This window comes from Vibrio sp. 1557 (assembly GCF_033340175.1).
Lineage (GTDB): Bacteria > Pseudomonadota > Gammaproteobacteria > Enterobacterales > Vibrionaceae > Vibrio > Vibrio alginolyticus.
Map to the genome: position 1 here is coordinate 1 of NZ_JAWOVZ010000037.1, position 25,869 is coordinate 25,869.

Genomic DNA, 25,869 nt, shown 5'->3' on the forward strand with positions numbered 1-25,869 from the left:
TGAGTAGTTTTACAGGCAAAGCCGAAACGGATGATAACCACCTACTGAAGTAGGTGGTTTAGGGCTGAAAATAAAAACACCAATAAAACACAGATTACGCAGCCCATCAGCATTGTGCTATTTAATTGATGAAAAACGAGTTAGCTCCCAGATATACAGAAAAATATTCTCTATATTTAAGAGAAGGACAATGCCGCTGGAGGTCTCTATGATCAAGGTTGAAGACATGATGACTCGTAATCCTCATACCTTACTGCGCACGCACACCTTGCGTGATGCAAAAAGCATGATGGATGCGCTTGATATTCGACACATTCCGGTTGTTGATGCCAATAACCACTTACAAGGCTTGGTGACTCAACGCGACATTCTTGCTGCTCAAGAATCGAGCTTGCACCCAGATGAGGCTGAACAATCTTTTACTTTAGACACACCGCTCTACGAAATGATGCACACCAACATCATGACGGCAGAGCCTATCGCGGGGCTCAAAGAGAGCGCTATCTATATGCAAAAGCATAAAGTTGGCTGTCTACCTGTTGTCACCAAAGGTCGATTGGTCGGCATTATTACTGATAGTGACTTCGTGACGATTGCGATTAACTTATTGGAACTACAAGAAGAAGTGGAACCTGAAGAAATCGAGCAGGAAGAGTAGTACGCAAGCGTATTCTCTTTGTTGTAAGTTTCGTTTTTACACCGGTTAAACGAAAAAAGAGCGGCAGGGTTGCCGCTCAAAATGCCATTACTGACGCTGATTAAGGAAGTGTTTCTCTGCCAATTAGAATTGGTCCTCTTCGGTCGAACCTGTCAATGCTGTCACTGAAGAGTTACCACCTTGGATAGTATTGGTCATTCTATCGAAGTAACCTGTACCTACTTCTTGTTGGTGCGCAACAAACGTATAACCTTTTTCAGCCGCTTGGAATTCAGGACGCTGAACTTTCTCAACATAATGACGCATACCTTCACCTTGAGCGTAAGCGTGTGCCAGTTCAAACATGTTGAACCACATGTTGTGAATGCCTGCTAGCGTGATGAATTGGTACTTGTAGCCCATGTCTGCAAGCTCTTGTTGGAACTTAGCAATGGTTTCTGCATCTAGGTTTTTCTCCCAGTTGAATGAAGGCGAGCAGTTGTACGCCAACAATTGATCTGGGTATTCAGCGTGAATTGCTTCTGCAAACTTACGTGCTTCTTCCAAACATGGCGTAGCCGTTTCACACCAAATCAAGTCTGCATATGGTGCGTAAGCCAGACCGCGAGAAATCGCTTGGTCGATACCCGCGCGAACGCGGTAGAAACCTTCTTGAGTACGCTCACCTTCAATAAAGTCTTTATCATATGGGTCGCAATCTGAAGTAATGAGATCCGCCGCATTCGCATCAGTACGAGCAATAACTAATGTTGTTGTACCCGCTACGTCAGCAGCCAAACGAGCTGCAACGAGCTTTTGTACCGCTTCTTGCGTAGGAACTAATACCTTACCCCCCATATGACCACACTTTTTCACCGATGCTAACTGGTCTTCAAAGTGAACGCCCGCGGCACCGGCTTCGATCATCGATTTCATTAGTTCGTAAGCGTTAAGCACACCACCAAAGCCCGCTTCAGCATCCGCTACGATAGGTAGGAAGTAATCAATACCACCTTCATCTTCAGGCGTCTTACCAGCAGCCCACTGAATTTGGTCTGCACGACGGAATGAGTTGTTGATACGCTTTACTACTGACGGTACAGAATCTACTGGGTAAAGAGATTGGTCTGGATACATCGTCGAAGCGGTGTTGTTATCCGCCGCTACCTGCCAGCCTGACAGATAGATCGCTTCAATACCTGCCTTAGCTTGTTGAACGGCTTGACCACCCGTTAGCGCACCAAGACAGTTTACGTAACCTTTTTTCGCACTACCGTTGACCAGTGACCAAAGTTTGTCTGCACCACGTTGTGCAATTGTGTTTGCAGGCACCATAGAGCCACGCAGTTCCACCACTTCCTCGGCAGTGTAAGTACGCTTCACATTTTTCCAGCGTGGATTAGTTGCCCAGTCTTTTTCCAGAGCTTCAATTTGTTGGCGGCGAGTTAAGTTAGTCATTGGTCTATCCCTCTTTATAATTTGCACTTTATGCGTGTGCGTTGAGTTTCCGTTCTCAGGCAGTACTTCCCTATCTGCCTTGAAAATCCTTCACGTTATTGGTGTTACAGTTATTCTTTATTAATCCAGGTAGTCATAACCAGGAACTGTCAAAAAGTTGGTCAGTTCATCGCTCGTCGTGAGCCTTGCCATTAAGTCTGCTGCTTCTTCAAATCGACCCGCATGGTAGCGCTGCTCGCCAATTTCTTGCTTCACGACTTCAATCTCCTCTTTGAGATAGAGCTCGAACAGCTCTTTAGTGACCTTTAATCCGTTGTCTAGCGACTTGCCGTGTTGAATCCATTGCCAGATAGAGGCGCGTGAGATTTCTGCCGTTGCTGCGTCTTCCATCAGTCCGTAAATCGGCACACAACCATTGCCAGAAATCCAAGCTTCGATGTATTGCAGCGCAACGCGAATATTGTGGCGCATTCCGCCTTCAGTGCGCTCGCCTTCACAAGGCTCAAGCAGTTCAGCTGCTGTAATAGGCGCATCCTCTGCACGGCTCACATCCAACTGGTTGGTGCGTTCACCCAGCACAGCACTAAAGACTTCCATAGCAGTGTCAGCCAAACCTGGATGAGCCACCCAAGTACCGTCGTGGCCGTTGTTAGCTTCTAACGATTTGTCAGTCTGGATCTTGTCTAATACTTTTTGATTCTCTTTCGGGTCTTTAGCTGGGATAAATGCGGCCATTCCTCCCATCGCGAAAGCACCTCGTTTATGGCAAGTACGTACCAATAATCGCGAGTAAGCGTTTAAGAATGGCTTGTCCATCGTTACCACTTGGCGATCTGGCAGTACTCGGTCTGAGTGTTTTTTCAATGTTTTGATATAGCTAAAGATGTAATCCCAGCGACCACAGTTCAAACCAACGATGTGTTCTTTAAGCGAGAACAGAATCTCGTCCATTTCGAATACCGCTGGTAAGGTTTCAATCAGCACAGTCGCTTTGATGGTGCCTGTATCCAAACCGAAATAGTCTTCCGTGAAATGGAACACTTCGCTCCACCACTTCGCTTCGTGATGCGATTGCAGTTTTGGAAGGTAGAAATAAGGGCCGCTGCCTTTTTGAAGTAACGCTTTGTAGTTGTTATAGAAATACAGAGCGAAATCGAATAGCGCACCTGGAATGATCTGACCGTGCCACGTAACGTGTTTTTCTTTTAAATGAAGGCCGCGAACACGGCAGATCAACACCGCTGGGTCATCTTCCAGCTGATAATGTTTGCCATTGCCAGGATTGGTGTAACTGATGGTGCCATTAACAGCATCGCGCAAGTTAATTTGACCATCCAGCACTTTACTCCATGCAGGAGACATTGAATCTTCGAAGTCTGCCATGAACACTTTTACATTCGCATTCAGTGCGTTAATCACCATCTTGCGGTCAGTTGGTCCGGTAATCTCCACACGGCGATCTTGCAGATCTTGTGGGATTCCTAGGATCTTCCAACTTCCTTCACGGATGTCTTGTGTCTCTGGTAGAAAATCTGGTAGCTCACCAGCATCAATACGTGCTTGCTTCTCTTCTCTTGCTTCCAGCAACTGTTCAACACGTCCGGCAAATTTTTCACACAGTAGAGATAAAAAGGTTTGGGCTTCAACAGGGAAAATTGCTTGATGTTCTGGAGCAACGACTCCATTCACCTCAAGCATGCCTTGGGTTTGCTTTAGTTGTTGTGTTTTTTGTTCTGTCTGAGCAAGCATAATCATTCATCCTTAACGTGCTTTATCAATCTTGGGCAGTCAGCGTAAAGCTACATTTGTAAGTTATGAACAACAAATTACATCCTTTAACTTTGTGTTCAACTCGTCTAGCCATGCCGATAGATTGCGTAATGCTACGTGTGTTTTCAATCTAGACATAAGTCGTATCGGCCTTTAAATAAGCTATATCAACAAAGGGTTTAGTGAAACCCCCAATATAAACAAAACAGAAAATTCAAAGTTTTATTCCGCAAGGTAAAAACCATCTATCAAGCGCCTTATTTTGTAAGTTATTACGTAATAAAATTACATTAAATTTAAAGTCGTTTTATCATTTCAAACAAGCGTATGAATATTGACAGGTAAACAAACACCTTGTATTCACAAGGGCTGAAGAGATGGATTTAAACAGGGGTCAAACAAGGTATGCAGGGCTTTGTGTAAAATTAACATTGTGAAATTTCACTATTTTATGAAAGCTTCATCAAAGAAGAGCTGTAAAATTTTACAAGTCAAAGTTTACCAACAGAATAAAATACTAGAAAGCGCACTGTTTCCAGTGCGCTTTTAGATAAATAATGGAGAAGTAAGGGCTAATACTAATAGCTAAAGCAGCTCTGAAACGACTTCTGCAAGTTGATTAAATGTTTTCGTTCTTGACGAGCTCGGACGCCAAACTAAGCCGATTTCGCGATAAGCTTGTTTACCTGGAGGATCGATCACGACTAAATTCTGGTTATGCAGCAAGCCATGGTCGATAGCCATTTGAGGAATGAACGTTGTTCCCAAACCATTCGCAACCATTTGCACCAGTGTATGGAGGCTGGTTGCCGTAAACGGATTGATTTTTTCTTTGTCTGTTAATTTACACGCTGATACCGCATGTTCCGTTAAGCAATGTTCTTTCTCTAGTAGAAAGACGGATTCGTCAGGTAAATCCGCGTAACGAATCGGCACAGGGACCGATTGGGCTTGATTAGCGCTTATAACCATTCGAAACGGATCCTTACCCACTACTCGGCTTTCCATCCCATCAATTTCGACTGGTAACGCTAAAATAAGCACATCCAGCTCACCATGTCTGAGCGCTTGGAGTAAGTTTGTCGTCGTGTCTTCTCTTAATAAAAGGTTCAGTTGTGGGAAACGGTAGTTCACCTCTTGTACCAAATCACACAGTAAAAACGGAGCAATTGTTGGTATGCATCCTACTTTTAGCTGGCCTTGCATATCGTCGCCTTGGCACATACGTCCAAGCTCGACCAAATCTTGCCCTTTTGCTAACAGCTCTCGCCCCTGCTTTACTACCATTTCTCCTGTTTGGGTAAAAACCAGTGGACTTTTCTTGTCTTTCTTTTCATATAATGGACAGCCAATCAACTCCTCTAAGTTTTGAATACCCTTACTTAAAGTCGACTGACTGACAAAACAACGCTCTGCAGCGTCACTAAAATGTCTTGTTTCATGCAGTGTGACTAAATAGTGTAACTGCTTCAAACTGGGCCATTTATTCATAATTGTATTTGTATCTACCGCCGTTCCAGTGATCGAGTTAAGAGTTTTGTTATTATCGTTTTTTTCGATTAACTCAATCTATTTATTTCGCTTTTTTCAATACTACAATCTGTACTATAGTTTGTCTCGTACAAACACGAACCAAACCGACACAACTGAATTCGGTTTGGAGCTAACCATACTTTTTAGGAGCAAAAAAATGGTACTAGTAGGTCGTCAAGCCCCTGATTTTACTGCAGCAGCTGTTCTAGGTAACGGTGAAATCGTTGAAAACTTCAACTTTGCAGAGTTCACTAAAGGTAAGAAAGCAGTAGTATTCTTCTACCCACTAGATTTCACTTTCGTTTGCCCATCTGAGCTAATCGCATTCGACAACCGTCTAGCTGACTTCCAAGCTAAAGGTGTTGAAGTAATCGGTGTTTCTATCGATTCTCAGTTCTCTCACAACGCATGGCGTAACACTGCTATCGAAGATGGCGGTATCGGCCAAGTTAAGTACCCACTAGTTGCTGACGTTAAGCACGAAATCTGTAAAGCTTACGACGTTGAGCACCCAGAAGCAGGCGTTGCTTTCCGTGGTTCTTTCCTAATCGACGAAGAAGGCGTTGTACGTCACCAAGTAGTTAACGACCTACCACTAGGCCGTAACATCGACGAAATGCTACGCATGGTTGACGCTCTTAACTTCCACCAGAAGCACGGCGAAGTATGTCCTGCACAATGGGAAGAAGGTAAAGCAGGTATGGACGCATCTCCAAAAGGTGTTGCAGCGTTCCTATCTGAGCACGCAGCTGACCTAGGCAAAAAATAATAGACCTTCACCCTAGCTCAACGGGTGTGATGGTTGGATGTATATAAAGCAATAAGCTAATGCGGAAAACCGCAAACGCCAATCAGTCTAAGTAAAGTCCTATCAAAGCCCAGAGCCTCTGCTCTGGGCTTTCTTTTTCCTTCAGATAAACCGCCAAAATGAGGTAACGCTTTGGCGTCAACTTTACCTCTATTTATCATCCCCTCCATACAGATTCTGCTTACTTGCCCTGTTAATATCTTAGCCACAACACCTATTTGTAACGTTAGCAGGATGAATGAACGTGGTTACTCACCTAGAAGTCTGTATCGATAATATTGAATCTCTGCACTACGCCATTGCTGGCGGCGCCACTCGGATTGAACTTTGCTCCTCTTTGGCTTTAGGCGGACTAACACCCAGTTATGGCTTTATGCAGCAAGCGGCTAAGCTTTCGAGTGTTCCAGTTTATGCCATGATCCGCCCACGCCAAGGTGACTTCTTCTACAATGCAGAAGAGATCGAAATGATGCGTTGGGATATTGAAGCAGCTCACCAATCAGGCTTGAGCGGTGTCGTGTTCGGCGTGCTCACTCAAGACGGTGATATTCATATGCCTTACGCGGCTACGCTGTGTGAATTTGCTCAAGCGCTTGGCTTAGGCGTGACCTTCCATCGTGCCTTTGACCAGTGTCGTGACGCTGAAAAAGCTTTGGAAGAAGTGATCAGCTTAGGTTGTGAACGTATTTTAACCTCCGGTCTTGCGCCTTCAGCACCACAAGGGATCGATGTGCTTAGAGCTTTGGTTAAGCAAGCCCAAGGGCGCATAGCAATCATGGCGGGGGCTGGCGTTAATGCGAGTAACGTACGTGCGTTAGTAGAAGACACTCAAGTTCCTGAAATCCATCTGTCAGGCAAAACCACACGCCCTAGCCAAATGACCTTTGTTGCTGAACAAAGCAAAATGGGCGCATCCGATGTCGATGATTTTTTAATCCCCATCACAAGTACACAAGCCATTACCGATGTCGTAGCAGCTCTCAAATAGACCACCGTAACCTCACGCGCATAGCTTTTGAGTGCTAACATATTGTTTATCAAGGAGTGAGGAAAGGTGTATGTCTAAATTGAAGAAAAAGGAATACGAAAAGGAGCTCAAAAACCTTCAAGTTGAGCTCGTAAAACTTCAAGAGTGGGTCAAACACAAAGGGTTAAAAGTGGTGGTTCTGTTTGAAGGACGTGATGCTGCGGGCAAAGGCGGAGTGATAAAGCGAATTACAGAAAAGCTAAACCCGCGTGTTTGTCGCGTAGTGGCTCTGCCTGCACCGACAGAAAAAGAAAAAACGCAATGGTACTTCCAACGTTACGTCGCTCATTTACCATCTGCTGGTGAAATCGTTTTATTTGACCGAAGTTGGTATAACCGAGCAGGTGTCGAAAAAGTCATGGGGTTCTGTACGCCTGACGAATACGAGGAGTTTTTACGCTCTTGCCCTGAATTCGAGAGAATGTTGCAACGCTCTGGGATTATTCTGATTAAGTATTGGTTTTCGGTTTCAGACGAAGAGCAGGAAAAACGTTTTCTAGGTCGAATTAATACGCCGATCAAACGTTGGAAATTCAGCCCAATGGATTTAGAGTCACGTCATCGCTGGGCGGAGTATTCGGAAGCAAAAGATAAGATGTTTGCCTATACAGACACGAAAAACTGCCCTTGGTGGGTCGTCCCTTCTGATGACAAAAAGAAAGCGCGCTTGAACTGTATCAGTCATTTACTAAGCCAGATTGATTACAAAGCACTTGAGTACTCACCCATCGAATTACCTGAACTCAATAAAGAAGGTTACGTCAGAGCGCCCATTGATGATCAGACCTTCGTTCCTGATAAATATTAACGTGCTTTCCTTCTCTCTAATAAATAGGCCAGCCTAAAAGCTGGTCTATTTGTTGAAGTCAGTTACTTCAGTACGTCATCAATACTTTGATCACCTAGGTGGCGTACATCTTTCCCTTTCACAAAGTAAATAATGTATTCACAGATGTTCTGGCAGCGGTCCCCCACGCGTTCAATCGCGCGTGCCGACCACATCACTTGCAGAATATTAGGGATATTTTTTGGATCTTCCATCATGTAAGTCATCAACTGACGAATCACCGCTTCATACTCGGCGTCTAGTTTGTCATCTTGTTTATGCACCTCTGCTGCCGCTTCTACATCCATGCGGGCAAACGCATCTAAAACCTGATGCAGCATATTAATTGCCTGACGGCAGAGAGGCTCTAACGACACTTGGAATTGTCGTTCTTTTGATGATGGGCTTTCGATAGCAACGTAAGCAATGCGTGTCGCCACATCACCGATACGTTCTAAATCAGTGATCGTTTTGATGATAGCCATGATTAAGCGCAAGTCTTTTGCCGTTGGCTGACGCTTAGCAATAATGCGTGTACAGGCGTCATCGATCGAGACTTCCATCGCATTCACTTTATGATCGTCACGCACAACCTTACGCGCCAGTTCGATGTCTTCTTTATGCAAGGCTTGAATAGCATACGAAAGCTGCTGCTCTACCAAGCCTCCCATGGTTAATACATGAGTACGAATCGATTCTAGCTCTACGTTAAATTGTCCTGAAATATGACGTCCAAAGTGCATGATGTTCCTTATTCCGTATAGAGTCGCGACTTAACCGTAGCGACCCGTAATGTAATCTTCGGTCTGTTTCTTCATTGGCGAGGTGAAGATCGAGTCCGCGTCAGAGTATTCAATTAACTTACCCATATGAATGAATGCAGTATGATCGCTCACTCTCGCCGCTTGTTGCATGTTATGGGTAACGATAACGACAGTATATTGAGTCTTCAGCTCATTGATAAGCTCTTCAATAGTTAAAGTTGAGATTGGATCCAACGCTGATGTTGGCTCGTCCAATAACAGGACTTCCGGCTCAATCGCCACCGCGCGCGCAATGACCAAGCGCTGTTGCTGACCACCAGATAAGCCAAATGCGTTCTCATGCAAGCGGTCTTTTACCTCATCCCACAACGCCGCCGAGCGCAAGGATCGCTCCACTGCGTCATCTAAACTGCGGCTGTTTTTTACACCTTGTAAGCGTAAGCCATAAACTACGTTTTCATAAATTGACTTAGGAAATGGATTGGGTCTTTGAAACACCATCCCCACTCGGCGTCGAAGTGTCGCAACATCGACATTAGGATGATAAACATTCTTGCCGTGGAGACGCACTTTACCTGTGACTCGACACCCTTCCACTAAGTCGTTCATGCGATTGATGCAACGTAATAACGTCGACTTTCCACACCCTGAAGGACCGATAAAAGCGGTGACTCGCCCTTTGGGAATTCGCATCGAAATATCATGCAGCGCCTGAGTTTGACCATAGAACAGATTAAGGTTCTCGATTGAGATGGCTGTTTGTTCATCCGTTAAATTATGAACATCCAATGGTGGCTCATAACCTAATGTACTATCAAAATTAAACATACTTAATCTTGTCCTAACGTTCTGTATTTTTCTCGTAAATTATTGCGAATACTGATTGCTGTTAAGTTTAGCCCGACAATCACTGTCACGAGTAAGAAAGAGGTAGCATAAACTAATGGTCGCGCCGCTTCGATGTTGGAGGTTTGAAAGCCAACATCGTAAATGTGAAAACCTAAATGCATGAACTTTCTATCCAAATGCACATAAGGGAATTGTCCGTCAACCGGTAAACTGGATGCCAATTTCACGACCCCCACCAGCATCAGTGGCGCTACTTCGCCAGCTGCACGCGCAATCGCAAGGATCAAACCTGTGATAATAGCTGGCGTCGCCATAGGCAAAACCACGCGCCATAGCGTTTCGAACTGAGTTGCACCAAGTGCCAGAGAGCCATGTCGTACGGAGCTCGGAATTCGAGTTAAACCTTCTTCTGTCGTCACAATCACAACTGGAAGCGTCAGCACGGCAAGAGTTAGTGCTGACCATAGCAAACCCGGCGTACCAAAGGTTGGTGCTGGTAGCTTCTCCGCATAGAATACGTTGTCGATAGAGGCACCAATCGTATAAACGAAGAAACCTAAACCAAACACGCCATAAACAATCGATGGAACACCCGCTAGGTTTATAACCGCAATACGAATAACTCTGGTTAGAGCGTTATTCTTAGCATATTCATGTAGATAGATAGCGGCGATCACCCCGAGTGGCATCACAATGATCGACATGATGAGTACTAAGAAAACCGTACCAAATATCGCAGGGAACACGCCTCCTTCGGAGTTAGACTCTCTTGGATCTTCAGATAAAAACTTCCAAACCTGTTTTCCCCAATGCATGACTTTATCAGGCAGTGACATTTGGTTTGGATACCAATAGTCCAAAATATCTTCGAGCGGAATCGATACTTGTGACCCCGTCATATCCTCGGCAATCAAGGCATAGTCAGAGAGCTGAAGTCGTAAACCATCAAGTTGCAAATCTAACGTCGCAAGCGCTTTTTCTATCTGCTCTTTTTTCGTCTGATTTTCCTTTAAGAAGCTTTCTGTCAGCGTGTCATTCAATTCATGCTTGCGCTTTTCTAATCGCAACTGCTCTAGCTTCCAACCAAGCTCTTTAAGCTGATCGACCACCAAAGAATCAATCTCATGGCGCAGAGTTTCTGCATCATCAAGCTTTTTATTTAGTACCGATTGAATATCACTGGTGTATATATTATCGCCATCTTGAAACGCCACCAGCTTACCAAAGAAATAACCACCGCTACTGCGCTCTATCACCGCCCACTCTTTTGGCGTCGTGGGCTCATCCAACTGCATTTGCAATACGGAGATAAAATCGGCGGGATACAACTCTCGGTTAGCGATTTTGATGTTGAGTCGCGTGGCAAAATCTTCATCGTCTTCTAACTGTTGTGCTGCGCTTTCAGGCAAATAACTCTTCGGTACAAAGCTGCGCTCATACACTTGACCAATCAGAATAGTATTTTCATGTAGCACTTCGCCTTGTACAGGAGTCAGCGCTGCAACATTCCACTGATACAAAGGCGCTGGCCAAAAGTAAGTCAGGCCTTTCCAGCCGATAAGGAGTAACAACCCTAATACCGACAACAAACTGATGCTGACTGCACCGCCTGTTAACCATATCCACGGTGCGCCAGAACGAATCCAATTTAACACGTTATTACTCGCTCTTTATTCAAACCATTATTACAACGCACGGTACTTATCTCTCAGTCTCTGACGAACCCACTCCGCAAGCGCGTTTACTGCAAACGTAAACACAAATAAAATCAATGCAGCTAGGAACAGCAGGCGATAATGCGAACTTCCAACTTCCGACTCTGGCAACTCAACGGCGATGGTCGCCGACAGGCTGCGCAATCCTTCCAAAATATTCCAATCCATTAATGGCGTATTGCCCGTTGCCATTAATACAATCATGGTTTCGCCAACAGCGCGTCCCAGGCCCATCATAATGGCAGAAAAAATACCTGGGCTTGCAGTAAGCAAGACAACATAGATTAAAGTTTGCCAAGGCGTGGCCCCTAATGCCAAAGAGCCATCCGATAAATGCTTCGGTACAGAGAAAATGGCATCTTCGGCAATGGTAAAAATCGTCGGGATAACAGCAAACCCCATCGCTAACCCCACCACCAATGCATTGCGTTGATCGTAACCAATACCATGCTCGGTTAAGAATAAGCGCATATCGCCACCAAAGAACGTCTGCTCAATCGTAGGCGAAATCCACACTCCAAGCCCAATCAGTACCAATATGACAGGCATGAGCACTAAAGCATGCCAACCATTAGGCAGACGATTCCGCAAAGGTTGCGGTATTAATGCCCATAGCCCGCCCATAATCATGGTGCTCAAGGGCAAAACAAACAGCATAACGACGATCGTAATCAAATGATCTTCGACAATAGGCGCGAACCACAATCCCGCGAGGAAACCTATGATCACCGTCGGCAGTGCTTCCATTAGCTCAATCGACGGTTTTACTACACGACGCATGCGTGGCGACATAAAGTAAGCCGTATAAATAGCACCTAGCACTGCGAGCGGTACTGAAAACAGCATCGCAAACATCGCCGCTTTTATCGTTCCAAACGCAATAGGTACTAGGCTGAACTTAGCCTCAAAGTTATCGCTCGCCGAAGTCGATTGCCACACAAATTCAGGCTCAGGATACCCTTCGTACCACACTTCTTGCCATAATGAAGACAATGAAATTTCCGGATAGGCATTGTCCACTTCCGCAACATTTAACGCATTATTTTGCCAAGTGATTAAGTAGCGTTCATTGTTAGACATTGCTGCGATTGCGGGCGCTTGATTGTACGCACGCTTAAACAACACCAGTTTTTCACTGGTTGTATAATGGCTTTGCAACGTGCCGTTGGTGTAAAAGCTATAAAATCCTTTTCGATGAGAATCCGGCAACAAATACTTAAGCTCTGACGCCAATTTAAAATCACGAATATGCGTTAACGTGCGTTTTTCTTCTTGCAGCGTATCAAACCATTGCGACACCCGACCATCGTTGTGCGTCACCAAAAGCGAGTAAGCACCAGCCAATAAGTCTATCGTACGAACGGAATGCTTCTTATCACCTTGAGTGAGATCGACCACCTCTCGCACAGCAAATTTACGTGCGGTTTTCTTTAACACGATCAACTCAGAGCCATCGCGCAAATAAAGCGTTTCACCGTCAGGTGTCAATAACATTTGCTGAGGCGTATCAAAACCTGAAGAGAACGTAAAATCAATCGTTGTAGGAGGCGTACCCAAAGACGAAGCCACTTGCCAGCGAGCTTTCACTTCACCGCTTTGTGTCTGCCAAACAACCGTTGGTAAGGGCGTCGAAGCTGCGAATACAAACTGAGTCACAGGATCTTGAGGCGTACTTAGTGTCAGATCCATGCTGGTGTCTAGCTCAATCACTTCCGGAGGACGTGTATTTTCTCTCAACGTGGCATTAAATTCTGGCTTGAAAAGGTTCGCTTTACCCTGCCCATCAACAAATCCATACCAACCTAGCCCAGGAGCAGATTGAGAGAAAGCGACGGGTTTCTGGACGATTTGCTGTGTATACACCGCAGGTTTCGTAGGCTCGTCCATCGACAAATATTGAATCTCACCACTTTGGGTTAGGACGAACGCAAGCTGAGCGTAATCATCCACTGAAATCGCAAGTGGTGTTTCAATATGAGTGGCTCGAATGGCTTGGTTGGTTTTGATCTCCGCATCAGAAAAAAGCGGAATGATCACCATGGCGAGGTAGACAAAGATCAAAATAAGCGCCGCGAGTACGCCGACACCACCGGATGTCACTGCAAGTCGAACTAAACGATCTTTTATCAGTCGTTTCTTATCTTTTTCCTGCAATGAAAACTCGGCTTGTGCCATTTAAATCTCTACCTTTTTTGACTTAGTACTAGAATATGTCGTTAAGATGACAATTATATTACAGATCACATTAAACACCTGAAAAGAATACAACTCTTATGCAATGCGTGGTATGAAATAAATCTGTAATGAAAATCTCATAATGTTCTCACTCATCCATTTTTCCAAGATGAGTACGTAATACTTCACTTTTGGCTAGGTAAGGTTATGAGCGCAGAAAAACTATATATAGAAAAAGAACTGAGTTGGTTGTCTTTCAACGAACGAGTATTACAAGAAGCTGCCGATAAAACCGTCCCTTTGATCGAACGTATTCGCTTTCTTGGGATCTTTTCCAACAATTTAGATGAATTTTACAAAGTACGCTTTGCGGACGTGAAGCGCAGAATCCTAATCAGCCAAGAGCGCGGTGGCAGTGATAGCCCTAAACGACTGTTAACCAAAATGCAGTCGAAAGCACTAAAGCTTAACGAACAATTTGATGAGCTTTACAGCGAGTTGATTCGAGAAATGGCGCGACGTCGCATTTTCTTGGTCAACGAGCAACAACTGGATGAATCGCAACAAAAGTGGATCGCGAAATACTTCCGTAGAGAGGTAATGCCGCATATCACTCCCCTCCTAATGAAAGACGAGATCGATGTTCTGCAATTTCTCAAAGACGAGTACGCTTACATCGCCGTAGAACTGCGTAAAGAAGAACATTACCAGTACGCTCTGATCGAAATTCCGACCGATCACCTTCCCCGCTTTGTGATGGTACCAGAACAGAAAGGAAAGCGTCGAAAAACCATCATCTTACTTGATAATATTATCCGCCACTGTTTGGACGAGCTGTTCAAAGGCTTTTTTGATTATGATGAGCTTAGCGGCTATGCGATGAAAATGACGCGTGACGCTGAATACGATTTACGCAATGAAATCGAGTACAGCTTGCTTGAACAAATGTCAGAGGGTGTCAATCAGCGACTGACAGCAAAGCCCGTTCGCTTCGTCTACGAACGCGATATGCCGCCTCAAATGTTAGAGTTTCTGTGTAACAAACTTAATATCTCTAACTACGATAACCTTATCCCCGGCGGACGCTATCACAACTTTAAAGACTTCATCGGCTTTCCAAATGTTGGACGAGAATATCTTGAAAATAAACCTCTCCCGCCAATGAAATGTGCCGATTTCGAAGGTTATGCCAACAGCTTTGACGCGATTAAAGCGAAAGATATTCTGCTCTATTATCCCTACCACACTTTTGACCACATTAGTGAGTTAGTGCGCCAAGCCTCCTTCGATCCCAAAGTACTTAGTATCAAGATTAACATTTATCGCGTCGCGAAAGATTCTCGCTTGATGAACTCTTTAATTGATGCGGTGCACAACGGCAAAAATGTCACTGTGGTCGTCGAACTGCAAGCTCGCTTTGATGAAGAAGCCAATATCGAATGGTCAAAAGTATTAACCGAAGCGGGTGTGCACGTCATCTTTGGTGCGCCTGGTCTTAAGATTCACTCAAAGCTACTGATGATTAGCCGCCGCGAAGGTGAAGAAATTATTCGCTACGCACACATCGGCACAGGCAACTTCCATGAGAAGACGGCACGAATTTATACCGACTTCTCCCTGCTTACGGCAGATCAAGAAATCACTAATGAAGTCCGTAATGTCTTCGGTTACATTGAGAATCCATACCGACCAGTGAAGTTCAATCACCTTATGGTATCTCCTCGTAATTCTCGAACCCAAATCTACCGCTTAATTGATAATGAAATTGCGAATGCCAAGCTAGGGAAAAAAGCCGCTCTTACGATCAAGGTCAATAACCTAGTCGATAAAGGCATCGTCAATAAGCTTTATGGAGCAAGTACTTCCGGTGTAAAAATAAACATGATCATTCGAGGTATGTGCTCATTAGTACCGGGCATTGAGGGGATCAGCGACAATATTCGCATCATCAGTATTGTTGACCGCTTTCTTGAGCACCCTCGCGTGGTGATCACCCACAATGATGGCGATCCGCAAGTTTATATCTCCTCCGCAGACTGGATGACAAGAAATATTGATCACCGTATCGAGGTAGCAGTACCAGTCCGTGATCCACGTTTGAAACAGAGAATTATTGATATAACGAATATCCATTTTACCGATACAGTAAAGGCTCGTTTGATAGATAAAGAAATGAGTAACGCTTACGTACCACGAGGTAATCGCAAAAAAGTTCGCTCTCAAATCGCTATCTATGACTATCTTAAAAATATAGAAAAGCAAACTAGAAAACAAAATTCAGATGCCTCAAATTCTTGAACAAGATACTCGCTACATTGCCGCGATAGACCTCGGCTCAAACAGTTTCCATATGGTGGTGGCCAAAGTTGTCGGCAGTGACCTACAACTGGTTAGTCGTCATAAACAACGTGTTCGCTTAGCATCAGGACTCGACAGTGAATTGAACTTAAGTCACGCCGCAATGGAGCGTGCGCTAGAATGCTTAGCCATGTTCGCTGAGAGGCTGCAAGGGCTTGATGAGTCAAATGTACGTATCGCCGCCACACACACACTAAGACGCGCTAAAAATGCCCACCTTTTCATCGAGCGTGCGAAAGAAGTGATGCCTTTCCCAATAGAAATTATCCCTGGAGAAGAAGAAGCCCGCCTGATTTACTTAGGCGTCGCGCACACTCAAGTAGAATCCAACTCCAAACTAGTCATCGATATCGGAGGCGGCAGTACCGAGATGATTATTGGACAAGAATTTGAGCCTGAGCTTCTCAACAGTAAACAGATGGGATGCGTCAGTTTTACAGAGCAATACTTTAAAAACGGCAAACTGTCAGGAAAAAACTTCAGCAAGGCGATGTTAGCTGCCGAACAAAAACTCGAGTCCATCGCTTCAACATATCGTAAAAAGGGCTGGGATATTGCTCTCGGCTCATCAGGAACCATCAAGGCGATTCAAGAAGTGCTAGTAGGATTAGGTTTTGAAGATGGCCTGATCACAGCGAGTCGACTGGATACACTTATCGAAACTCTGTGTAAATTTGATTCCATTGAAGATATTGAACTGGCGGGTCTAACAGAAGAACGTAAACCCGTATTCGCAGCAGGCGTAGCGATTTTGTCCGCGATTTTCAAAGCGCTTCGCATTGAGCAAATGTTTTTCTCCGATGGTGCTCTACGCGAAGGCCTGTTGTACGAAATGGAAGAACGTTTCGCACGCTCCGATATTCGCATGCGCACCACAGAAAATTTAGCCAACAAGCACCGAGTCGACTTAGAGCATGCCGCTCGTGTTAAGGGGCATGCACGTGAGATGTTATGTCAGGTACGCTCTGAACTAGGCATTAAGAAAAAGAGTGAGTTATTTGACTTACTAGAATGGGCAGCGTTGCTTCATGAAGTCGGATTAAGTATCAACTTGCGTAGTTTCCATCGCCACTCTTTTTATATTCTGTTGCACTCCACCCTACAAGGTTTCAACCGTGAGCAGCAATTAGTGCTTGCAACATTAGCTCGCTTCCAGCGTAAAGCGCTCAAATTGCAAGAACTACCAGATTTCAACCTCTATAAACAGAGTGACGTTATAAGCCTCATCAAAATATTACGACTTTCTATCGTATTAAATGGGCAGCGTAATGAAGATCCATTGCCTGATATCACCTTATCTATCAAAAATGACGAATGGATTCTCACATGCACAGATGAAGCATGGCTAGAAAACAATAAATTACTTCACGCGGATTTACAGGAAGAACAAGAACGTTGGGACAGCGCGAAGTGGACACTCACTTTCTGATCTCGTACTGTCCATACCTAAATAAAAAGTCGGCTTACAGGCCGACTTTTTTTAACTCTTCTTCTGCAAAGTCTGCCGTAATGGGCACATAACCATCTTTCTCAACCAACGCTTGTCCCTGAGCAGAAAAGATAAAGCGAATAAACTCAGCTTCAATTGGTGTTAATGGGTAATCAGGGTGCTTATTCACGTAAACATATAAGTAACGTGATAGTGGGTACTTACCACTAACAATATGTTCTCGCGTTGGAGTCACGTAGTCATTTCCCATTTTAGCCACAGGGACTAAGCGCACGCCTGCCACTCGATAACCGACACCGGAATAACCAATTCCACTGATGGTTGACGCTACAGCTTGCACAACTGACGCGGAGCCTGGCTGCTCGTTAACTCGGGTCTTGAAATCGCCGCCACACAAGGCATTGCTTTTGAAGTAACCGTAAGTTCCAGAAACGGAGTTACGACCAAACAACTGTACGTTTCGCTTTGCCCACTGTGATTCAAGACCGAGTTGCTGCCAGTTTGTGACAAATTGACTTTCACCACAGCGCAGCGTGGCAGAAAACAAAGCATCTAACTGACTAAAGTTAAGCCCTTGAATTGGATTATCTTGATGAACAAAAATACCGATTGCATCGATGGCGACCCTGAGCGCAGTTGGCTTGTAGCCATGTTCACGTTCAAACGCTTCAACCTCTCTTAAACGCATAGGGCGGCTCATGGGACCAAACTGAGCTGTTTGTTCGGTCAATGCTGGGGGGGCAGTAGAAGAGCCAGATGCTTGGACTTGCGCATTAATATTAGGGTAAATGGATTTAAACTCTTCAACCCAAAGCGTTGTCATACCCGCAAGTGTATCGGAGCCAACAGAGAGCAAGTTTCCGACAATCCCCGTCGTTTTATGATAAGTCGGCAATGGTTTATCTTGAGCGGCAGCAATACAAGAACAAACAAGCGCGAATAAACTGAATGTTTTTGCCAATCGTAAAGCCATTATTTCACCACCAAACGCTCAGGCAATACGAAAGAAAACTTACTGCCCACACCTACTTCACTGTGAATTTCTAAATGAGAGTCATGGTGACTCAGCGCGTGTTTTACAATGGCTAGCCCTAAACCACTTCCACCAGTATCACGTGATCTTGCTTTATCCACTCGATAAAAACGCTCAGTAAGTCGATGGAGGTGTTGAGGTTCAATACCATCACCACTATCTTCCACCTCTAAGCATGCGCCTTGAGAGGTCTGGAACCAACGAACATTAATGTTCGCACCAGGCGGTGTGTATTTGACGGCATTATAAACGAGGTTAGAGATAGCGCTACGTAACTGGTCATCATCGCCCAGCACGCGTAGGCTAGCATCAACATCAAATTTCAATTTATGTTGGTTGTCCCCACTAAGGCTAACCGCCTCTTTTTCTAACACTTCAAGCATCGCGGGCACATTCACGACTTCCTCAAGCTCATGCATAGGTGCCGCTTCAATTTTAGATAGTGTCAGTAGTTGGTTCACCAAACTGTTCATGCGGTTAAGCTGCTCCGTCATGACACCATGAGCTTTGCTCCACATTGGACCCACGACCATATCAGGGTCTTCAGTCATCTCCAAATAACCTTGTAGCACCGTCATTGGTGTACGCAGTTCATGAGATACGTTGGCAAAGAAGTTGCGACGCATTCCCTCAAGTTGTTTTAATTGGCTCACATCACGCACTACCATCAAGTGCTCACCCTCGGTATACGGTACGATACGCAATTCCAGCATCCGTTCGACGTTGAGTGGTGAACGCATTTCTAATGGCTCTGAGAAGTCTTTCTTGTTGAGGTACTTGATAAAATCAGGTGTACGAATGAGATTGGAGATAGGTTGACCTGAATCTTCTGGCCAATGGAAGCCCAGTAAGTGCTGAGCCAGCTTGTTGCACCAAACAATATTGCCTTCAGCACGGAATACCACTACCGCATCGGGTAGCGACTCTGCACCATTTCGGAATCGACGAATAAGATTAGTAAGCTCTTTTCGTTTGCGGCGTTGGCGCTGTTGTAAGCGATACAACCCATTGAACAAAGATTCCCAGTTACCGCTACCAGACGGTGGCGTGAGGCGTTTTTCATCCCATAACCAAGAAGATAAACGTACTTGGTTATGCAAATGCCACACAAGCTGCAATGCCGTAGCTGCCAAAAGCAACCACGGCATATAACCGAATATCCAACCTACTATCACCCATGGGGTGTAAAAAAAAGCCAGCTCCCAGGCCAGCTTTTTCCACGTTAATCTTTCAACCACTCATAACTCCAGAAATGGTACCGATAAGCTGCGTGTTAATTTATGCCTTCGTCGAGAAGCGGTATCCAGCACCACGAACAGTTTGGATCAGCTTATCATGCCCTGCAGCTTCCAATGCTTTACGCAGACGGCGAATGTGAACATCGACCGTACGGTCTTCGACATACACGTTGGTGCCCCAAACATTGTTTAATAGCTGCTCACGGCTGTATACGCGTTCTTGATGCGTCATGAAAAAATGAAGCATCTTAAATTCTGTTGGGCCCATGTCTAATGGCGCATCATTAGCCGTAACACGGTGCGATACAGGGTCAAGCTTCAATCCCTGTACATCAATTACATCTTCTAGTGCAGTCGGGGTAACGCGACGAATCACCGCTTTTAAGCGTGCAACCAACTCTTTAGGAGAGAATGGCTTGGTAATGTAGTCATCCGCACCGACTTCTAAACCGCGCACTTTATCTTCTTCTTCACCACGAGCGGTAAGCATCACAACTGGAATGTTGCGCGTTAATTCCTCTCGCTTCATATGTTTGATGAAGTTAATGCCACTACCGCCTGGTAACATCCAATCCAGTAAAACTAAATCAGGGAAGGGTTCAGCCAGTTTGGTTACTGCAGTATCATAATCTTCCGCTTCTACCGCTTGGTAACCTTTCTGCTCAAGTACGAAGCACAGCATTTCGCGAATAGGAGCTTCGTCTTCAACAACCAGAATCCTTCTAGACATAATTGAGTAACCTTATGTTCGTTGAGCTAATGAATTTAAGAGACAAAGCGCCTCTCTATGCATAAGCATTATCACTACCAATTATGACACTTTTGTGACCTTTGAAAACAAATTTTCATATAACTTTCTTTTGAGGTTCATTCGGATATTTTTCATTTCTATTAAGACATCAGCACAAAAATTCCCTATGATTAGTCCCTTGTCATCAAGCCTAGAGAAGATTTATGTGGTTTAAAAACTGTCTGGTATACCGCGTTAACCGCGAGGTTACTTTTAACGCCGAACAACTAGAAACTCAGCTGTCTGAATTCCGATTCACCCCGTGTGGCAGTCAAGACAAACAGAAATTTGGCTGGGTCAGTGCAATGGGTAGACATGGCGATATGATGACTCACGTGTCAGAAAACCGCATTCTGATTTGCGCCAAGAAAGAAGAGAAAATGCTACCTGCCTCTGTGATCAAAGAATCATTGAATGCAAAAGTAGAAGCAATGGAAGCGCAAGAAGGTCGTCCTCTGAAGAAGAAAGAGAAAGACAACCTGAAAGATGACATCGTAATGGATTTACTGCCGCGCGCATTCAGCCGCAGCAGCCACACTCACGTGCTCATCATGCCAAAAGAAGGTTTTATCCTTGTTGATGCAAGCAGCTATAAAAAAGCAGAAGATGTATTAGCATTGCTTCGTAAAACCATGGGTAGTCTACCTGTTGTTCCTGCTATTCCAGAAGTGGCGATTGAAACTACGCTAACCGAGTGGGTGAAAAGCGGTGACACACCTCAAGGTATCAGCATGATGGACGAAGCTGAGCTAAAATCCGTACTTGAAGAAGGTGGTGTGATTCGCTGTAAGAAGCAAGAGCTAACCACTGATGAAATCCGCAACCACATCGCTGCGGATAAAGTCGTGACGAAACTTGCGCTTAATTGGCAAGATCGTATTGAGTTCATTATGACGGAAGATGCAGGCATCAAACGTCTAAAATTCTCTGATGAATTGAAAGATCAAAACGATGATATTCCACGTGAAGATCAAGCAGCTCGATTTGATGCAGACTTCTCTCTAATGTGTGGAGAGTTCAGTGCTTTCCTTCCCAACCTATACGATGCGCTAGGCGGCTTACCGAATCCTAACGCTTAATTTTGTATAAAGGTTAACCATAACGCCCTCACTTTTTTTGAGGGCGTTTTTCTATCTGAAGCACAATTACCCTAGTCACAGTTCACATTTTGACGTAAAATTTGCGCCCCATTTCCATTAGGTGGAATTGGCCTGACTTGTGATCAGATAAAAGAGAATTGAGCAATGACAACTGAGAAAGCATTCGTGCCTGAGCTACTATCTCCAGCGGGCAGCCTGAAAAACATGCGTTACGCATTCGCCTACGGGGCAGATGCAGTTTACGCTGGCCAACCTCGCTACAGCCTTCGCGTACGTAACAACGAGTTTAACCACGAGAACCTAAAAATCGGTATCGATGAAGCCCACGCCCTAGGCAAAAAGCTTTATGTGGTATGTAACATTCAACCACACAACTCGAAGCTAAAAACGTTCATCCGTGATCTTAAGCCAATCGTAGAGATGGGTCCTGACGCATTGATCATGTCAGATCCAGGCCTAATTATGATGGTTCGTGAAGCTTTCCCAGAAATGCCAATTCACCTTTCTGTACAAGCGAACGCTGTAAACTGGGCGACCGTTAAGTTCTGGGCAGCGAATGGCGTGGAACGTGTGATCGTTTCTCGCGAGCTATCTCTAGAAGAAATCGAAGAAATTCGTGAGCATTGCCCTGAAACTGAACTTGAAGTATTCGTTCACGGTGCATTATGCATGGCTTATTCTGGTCGTTGCCTACTTTCTGGCTATATCAACAAACGTGACCCTAACCAAGGCACTTGCACTAACGCATGCCGCTGGGAATACAAAGTTGAAGAGGGTAAAGAAAACGACGCTGGTGACATCGTAGAGAAATTCGACCCGACGGAAGCACAGCCTGTCGAAGTACAAGACGAGCGTCCTGAAACCACAATTGGTCGCGGCAAACCAACAGATGAAGTCGTTCTACTTTCTGAAGCACACCGTCCAGAAGAAAAAATGGCAGCTTACGAAGACGAGCATGGTACTTACATCATGAACTCTAAAGACCTACGAGCGGTTCAGCACGTTGAACGCTTAACTAAGATGGGTGTTCACTCATTGAAAATTGAAGGTCGTACTAAATCGTTCTACTACTGCGCACGTACCGCTCAAGTTTATCGTAAAGCAATTGATGATGCTGTAGCAGGTCGACCATTCGATGAAAGCCTAATGGGTACACTAGAAAGCCTAGCTCACCGTGGCTACACTGAAGGCTTCCTACGCCGTCATACACACGATACTTACCAAAACTACGATTACGGTTACTCAGTCTCTGATGCTCAACAGTTTGTTGGTGAATTCACTGGCAAACGTCGTGGTGACATGGCTGAAGTAGAAGTAAAAAATAAGTTTCTTGTCGGTGATAGCCTTGAACTAATGACGCCAAAAGGCAATATTGTTTTCACGCTAGAGGCAATGGAAAACCGCAAGTCAGAGTCTATTGAAGACGCGAAAGGAAACGGTCACTTTGTATTCATTCCAGTACCAGCAGAGCTAGATTTAGAATATGGCCTATTAATGCGTAATCTAAACTCAGGGCAAGACACCCGTAACCCGACTGGTAAGTAACCATGGCCTTGCTCATTACTGATAAATGCATTAACTGCGACATGTGTGATCCCGAATGCCCCAATGGGGCAATCAGTATGGGAGAGAGCATTTTCGAAATTGATCCAGCGCTATGTACAGAGTGTAAGGGGCATTACGAAAAGCCGACCTGTCAGTCAGTGTGTCCAATTACAAAATGCATAATCACTGATCCGAACCATGTCGAAACTGAAGAGCAGTTGCTTGAAAAATTCGTGATTATTCAAGGGTTAGCATAAGAGCAATTAGGTTCAACTTTGGCATCAAAGTTGAACCTTTTCTCAACCTGATTTTTCAATAGGGATAATATTGCAGAACAGCTCTTTTTCAAAATGATACTCTAGTCTCTCACGCCAATTTTCCGCTTGAGAAACAGGTATTAAATAAAAGTTTTCTCGGCTCGTATCAGTAACGAAAGCCATTCCATATTGCATCAGCTCATAATGCACATCATTAACAAAACCCGGATCAAGGCGTTGACGCCCAGTCAGGTGATTCACATCCTCTCGAGTCAAAGAGACTCCTTTAGTATCACTGCTAAATCTGTGTCTTAACCACTCTGCAAATTCTTTTGCACAAATCATAGTCATGGTTTTGTCCTTGATTTACTCTTCTAACAGGAAAAGGGCATATCCCTGCCTTACACACTTGTCTGCGTTGTTATCGCTTTTTAGCCAACTGACAGACATATTGCTAAGAAACCAGAGTATCGCGACGAAAGATCTTTTTCTAAACAGAGAAGTTACAACTTCCCCATACTACAACTCTTTGTTTAATTTAGATTTCTATAATATGTCCCCAAAACTAATTGGGTTAGTTTTTGTATTGGTACTATTCAATGTAGACAAAAGTATGATGTTTCTCCAGTTTCATAAAAGAGATCACCAAGTACAGATAAACCTGAAGAGTAACACTAATTAGGATTGATAAGCGGCAAGCATTGAGGTGGAACGACTTTTTTTCGTTTGGGCTTAGAGGTTGTTTTTACCCGTGGAGGGATATCAATAGGTTTCGCTTTCGGGGCCCAACTTGCAAGCTCAGCACCGCAGCCATCGCCTACTGGAGGTGGTGATTGATCAACACAATAGTCGCTCGAATCAGGACAAGACAACCTGACGTGAAAGTGGTAATGATGCCCCCACCATGGACGCACTTTACGTAACCAAGAACGATCTTTGCCGTTTTCTTGCAAGCAAAGTTGCTCCTTAATAACAGGATGTACAAAAATTCGTGCAACATCCTTACTTTTTGAAGCGTACCGAATTAGTTTAAAGTGTCGTTCTTCCCAGCGATGATTAAGTATGGAATAACCTTTTAAATCCACCACACTCATGGGCTTAGGAAGTTGTAATTCGTTATAAGAAAGCGGTTGGTCAGCAAGTCTTAACCAAATATCGATATCTAACCCGGTTTGATGACTAGAATGACCAGAGGAGAACCTTCCACCTCTAGGTAAAGACAAATCACCAATCAGCAGAGTGGTGTTGAGATTTTGGTGAGCTTTAAGCGCCAGATTTTCAATAAACTCTATCGTTTTAGGGTGCCCATAGTAGCGCTTCGTTTTACTACGTAAGACTTGATAACCAACGCCATCGAGAGGCAAGGGTAATGCACCATCTAAACAACCGTTAGCATAACTACCAATAGAGGAGGAAGAGTTTCGGGTAGGATTAACCGCAGACTCCCAAGGAGTAGAACATACTGAAGCTGAGAAACATAAACCCAAAGTTACAATGAAACTCTGCCTCATAGCCTTTAACCTTTAGTAGTGTTCGCCATTATCGTAATAAGCTTTAGGAGATAAGGCGGAAAAGATAACTGCAACATCAATATCGGCACCAGCGATACCGCGCACTTGTTGCGTAATAAGCTTGGCAACTTCATCTTGCACTTCCTGACCACGGTCGAACCAAAGCACTTCGACAAAAGGATATGCAGCACTCACCTCACCCTCATTGAAAAACGTAGTGTAGATATACTCAAAAGTAAAATCCTCACGCGGACAGTCCATTAGAGGCTGAAGTTCATCCGTAAGGGGTTTTGATAATGCCTGAACAGCTTGTGGCTCTACAGCACGGAATCGAAAATGTGGCATAAACTTACTTCCTAATTATTAGCATTAATGCATGATGATAACAGGAACCAAGTCAGTAATCATCCAAGTCAATGTAACCAGTAACTTTTCAATAAATTGTGAATCAGATGTGCTCGATAACGAAGAAAAAGTGTTATGAAATTCGAAGGTAAACCAGAAAGAACAAAGCGATACATCAACATTTAGTAATTACATTACTAGAAAATAAATCTACCTGAAGCAAAGGTATGCCATATTCGCTGGATAAACATACACCTGACATCGGAACTATACGTTAGAAATAAAAGACATATTCGTTAGAAATAAAAGAGCCCCTGACCTAAGCCAGAGCTTATGAACATGGGGGATAGGTGAAGTGGACCAATATCCCGGAGATATGAGCTTTCAATCCCCCGATACTTTGGTATCAGAGGAGTCGACAACTCTTCCAACTAGTCAGCTTCTCTTTTCTTCAGATGCAAAAAAGCCCCAGCATTACTGCTGAGGCTTCAGAGTATGGCAGGGGTGGAGAGATTCGAACTCCCAACACGCGGATTTGGAATCCGCTGCTCTGCCAATTGGAGCTACACCCCTGTAATTCGTGTTTATTGAGACGACCCTCAAATAAGTGGCGGAGTGGACGGGACTCGAACCCGCGACCCCCGGCGTGACAGGCCGGTATTCTAACCAACTGAACTACC

At 44.5% G+C, this 25,869-nt stretch carries 22 protein-coding genes and 1 tRNA gene; 9 read left to right on the plus strand and 14 right to left on the minus strand.

Going from position 1 to position 25,869, the window contains the following annotated elements:
• The first annotated feature begins 208 nt into the window (after positions 1–208).
• A complete protein-coding gene (locus R7070_RS23080; RefSeq protein ID WP_017820562.1) occupies positions 209–658 on the plus strand; it encodes a CBS domain-containing protein in 450 nt (149 codons plus the stop codon).
• 123 nt (positions 659–781) lie between these two features.
• Here the strand turns inward: R7070_RS23080 and aceA are convergent, their stop codons facing one another.
• The 3 genes from aceA to R7070_RS23095 all read right to left on the minus strand — a co-directional run bounded on the left by aceA (position 782) and on the right by R7070_RS23095 (position 5,356).
• The gene (aceA, locus tag R7070_RS23085) at positions 782–2,095 is read right to left on the minus strand and encodes an isocitrate lyase (protein ID WP_005381733.1); all 1,314 of its coding nucleotides are present in this window, start codon (positions 2,093–2,095) and stop codon (positions 782–784) included.
• A 120-nt stretch (positions 2,096–2,215) separates the two neighbouring features.
• A complete protein-coding gene (aceB, locus tag R7070_RS23090; protein WP_017820561.1) occupies positions 2,216–3,844 on the minus strand; it encodes a malate synthase A in 1,629 nt (542 codons plus the stop codon).
• A gap of 606 nt (positions 3,845–4,450) precedes the next feature.
• Positions 4,451–5,356 (minus strand): hydrogen peroxide-inducible genes activator, encoded by a 906-nt coding sequence (locus tag R7070_RS23095; RefSeq protein WP_005383681.1) that lies wholly within the window; start codon positions 5,354–5,356, stop codon positions 4,451–4,453.
• 199 nt (positions 5,357–5,555) lie between these two features.
• Here R7070_RS23095 and R7070_RS23100 point away from each other — a divergent pair, with 199 nt between their 5' ends.
• From R7070_RS23100 to ppk2, 3 genes are all read left to right on the plus strand, one after another.
• Positions 5,556–6,167: a peroxiredoxin C gene (locus R7070_RS23100; RefSeq protein ID WP_005381738.1), complete on the plus strand. Its 612-nt coding sequence runs from the start codon at positions 5,556–5,558 to the stop codon at positions 6,165–6,167.
• Between the two features lie 283 nt (positions 6,168–6,450).
• Positions 6,451–7,194 carry a copper homeostasis protein CutC gene (locus R7070_RS23105; protein ID WP_258461087.1) on the plus strand — a complete coding sequence of 248 codons (744 nt, stop codon included), beginning with the start codon at positions 6,451–6,453 and terminating at the stop codon, positions 7,192–7,194.
• A 70-nt stretch (positions 7,195–7,264) separates the two neighbouring features.
• The gene (gene ppk2, locus R7070_RS23110; protein ID WP_005381743.1) at positions 7,265–8,041 is read left to right on the plus strand and encodes a polyphosphate kinase 2; all 777 of its coding nucleotides are present in this window, start codon (positions 7,265–7,267) and stop codon (positions 8,039–8,041) included.
• 62 nt (positions 8,042–8,103) lie between these two features.
• On the opposite strand, the gene phoU is transcribed toward ppk2, so the two are convergent.
• From phoU to R7070_RS23130, 4 genes are read right to left on the minus strand one after another with little or no spacing between them, the layout of a single operon-like run.
• Entirely contained in the window at positions 8,104–8,802 is a 699-nt protein-coding gene (gene phoU, locus R7070_RS23115; RefSeq protein WP_005381744.1) for a phosphate signaling complex protein PhoU, read from the minus strand.
• 30 nt (positions 8,803–8,832) lie between these two features.
• Positions 8,833–9,651 carry a phosphate ABC transporter ATP-binding protein PstB gene (gene pstB / locus R7070_RS23120; RefSeq protein ID WP_005381745.1) on the minus strand — a complete coding sequence of 273 codons (819 nt, stop codon included), beginning with the start codon at positions 9,649–9,651 and terminating at the stop codon, positions 8,833–8,835.
• Between the two features lie 2 nt (positions 9,652–9,653).
• Positions 9,654–11,327, minus strand: a complete 1,674-nt coding sequence (pstA, locus tag R7070_RS23125; protein WP_151514535.1) for a phosphate ABC transporter permease PstA — start codon at positions 11,325–11,327, stop codon at positions 9,654–9,656.
• A 30-nt stretch (positions 11,328–11,357) separates the two neighbouring features.
• A complete protein-coding gene (locus tag R7070_RS23130; protein WP_047102164.1) occupies positions 11,358–13,562 on the minus strand; it encodes an ABC transporter permease subunit in 2,205 nt (734 codons plus the stop codon).
• Positions 13,563–13,769: 207 nt separating this feature from the next.
• Here R7070_RS23130 and ppk1 point away from each other — a divergent pair, with 207 nt between their 5' ends.
• Positions 13,770–15,860 (plus strand): polyphosphate kinase 1, encoded by a 2,091-nt coding sequence (ppk1, locus tag R7070_RS23135; protein WP_054579026.1) that lies wholly within the window; start codon positions 13,770–13,772, stop codon positions 15,858–15,860.
• Positions 15,844–17,349, plus strand: coding sequence for an exopolyphosphatase (ppx, locus tag R7070_RS23140; RefSeq protein WP_033905789.1), 1,506 nt, complete (start codon positions 15,844–15,846; stop codon positions 17,347–17,349). The genes ppk1 and ppx overlap by 17 nt, the downstream gene beginning before the upstream one ends.
• Positions 17,350–17,383: 34 nt before the next feature.
• On the opposite strand, the gene R7070_RS23145 is transcribed toward ppx, so the two are convergent.
• The 3 genes from R7070_RS23145 to phoB are packed head-to-tail and all read right to left on the minus strand — an operon-like array spanning position 17,384 to position 20,371.
• Positions 17,384–18,343, minus strand: a complete 960-nt coding sequence (locus R7070_RS23145; RefSeq protein ID WP_053350235.1) for a PstS family phosphate ABC transporter substrate-binding protein — start codon at positions 18,341–18,343, stop codon at positions 17,384–17,386.
• The gene (phoR, locus tag R7070_RS23150; protein ID WP_005383667.1) at positions 18,343–19,641 is read right to left on the minus strand and encodes a phosphate regulon sensor histidine kinase PhoR; all 1,299 of its coding nucleotides are present in this window, start codon (positions 19,639–19,641) and stop codon (positions 18,343–18,345) included. The genes R7070_RS23145 and phoR overlap by 1 nt, the downstream gene beginning before the upstream one ends.
• Positions 19,642–19,681: 40 nt before the next feature.
• On the minus strand, positions 19,682–20,371 hold the full coding sequence (phoB, locus tag R7070_RS23155) for a phosphate regulon transcriptional regulator PhoB (protein WP_005381752.1): 690 nt from the start codon (positions 20,369–20,371) through the stop codon (positions 19,682–19,684).
• Between the two features lie 224 nt (positions 20,372–20,595).
• On the opposite strand from phoB, the gene rdgC reads away from it, so the two are divergent.
• From rdgC to R7070_RS23170, 3 genes are all read left to right on the plus strand, one after another.
• A complete protein-coding gene (rdgC, locus tag R7070_RS23160; RefSeq protein WP_005381753.1) occupies positions 20,596–21,510 on the plus strand; it encodes a recombination-associated protein RdgC in 915 nt (304 codons plus the stop codon).
• Between the two features lie 165 nt (positions 21,511–21,675).
• Entirely contained in the window at positions 21,676–23,076 is a 1,401-nt protein-coding gene (gene yegQ, locus R7070_RS23165; RefSeq protein ID WP_005381754.1) for a tRNA 5-hydroxyuridine modification protein YegQ, read from the plus strand.
• Positions 23,077–23,078: 2 nt separating this feature from the next.
• The gene (locus R7070_RS23170; RefSeq protein ID WP_005381763.1) at positions 23,079–23,333 is read left to right on the plus strand and encodes a YfhL family 4Fe-4S dicluster ferredoxin; all 255 of its coding nucleotides are present in this window, start codon (positions 23,079–23,081) and stop codon (positions 23,331–23,333) included.
• Between the two features lie 42 nt (positions 23,334–23,375).
• On the opposite strand, the gene R7070_RS23175 is transcribed toward R7070_RS23170, so the two are convergent.
• From R7070_RS23175 to R7070_RS23190, 4 genes are all read right to left on the minus strand, one after another.
• On the minus strand, positions 23,376–23,684 hold the full coding sequence (locus R7070_RS23175; protein ID WP_005381765.1) for a hypothetical protein: 309 nt from the start codon (positions 23,682–23,684) through the stop codon (positions 23,376–23,378).
• Between the two features lie 323 nt (positions 23,685–24,007).
• Entirely contained in the window at positions 24,008–24,844 is an 837-nt protein-coding gene (mepA, locus tag R7070_RS23180; RefSeq protein ID WP_064376922.1) for a penicillin-insensitive murein endopeptidase, read from the minus strand.
• A 12-nt stretch (positions 24,845–24,856) separates the two neighbouring features.
• Positions 24,857–25,189, minus strand: coding sequence for a DUF1904 domain-containing protein (locus R7070_RS23185; RefSeq protein WP_005381768.1), 333 nt, complete (start codon positions 25,187–25,189; stop codon positions 24,857–24,859).
• Between the two features lie 496 nt (positions 25,190–25,685).
• Positions 25,686–25,762 (minus strand) — tRNA-Trp (locus R7070_RS23190).
• Positions 25,763–25,869 lie beyond the last annotated feature (107 nt).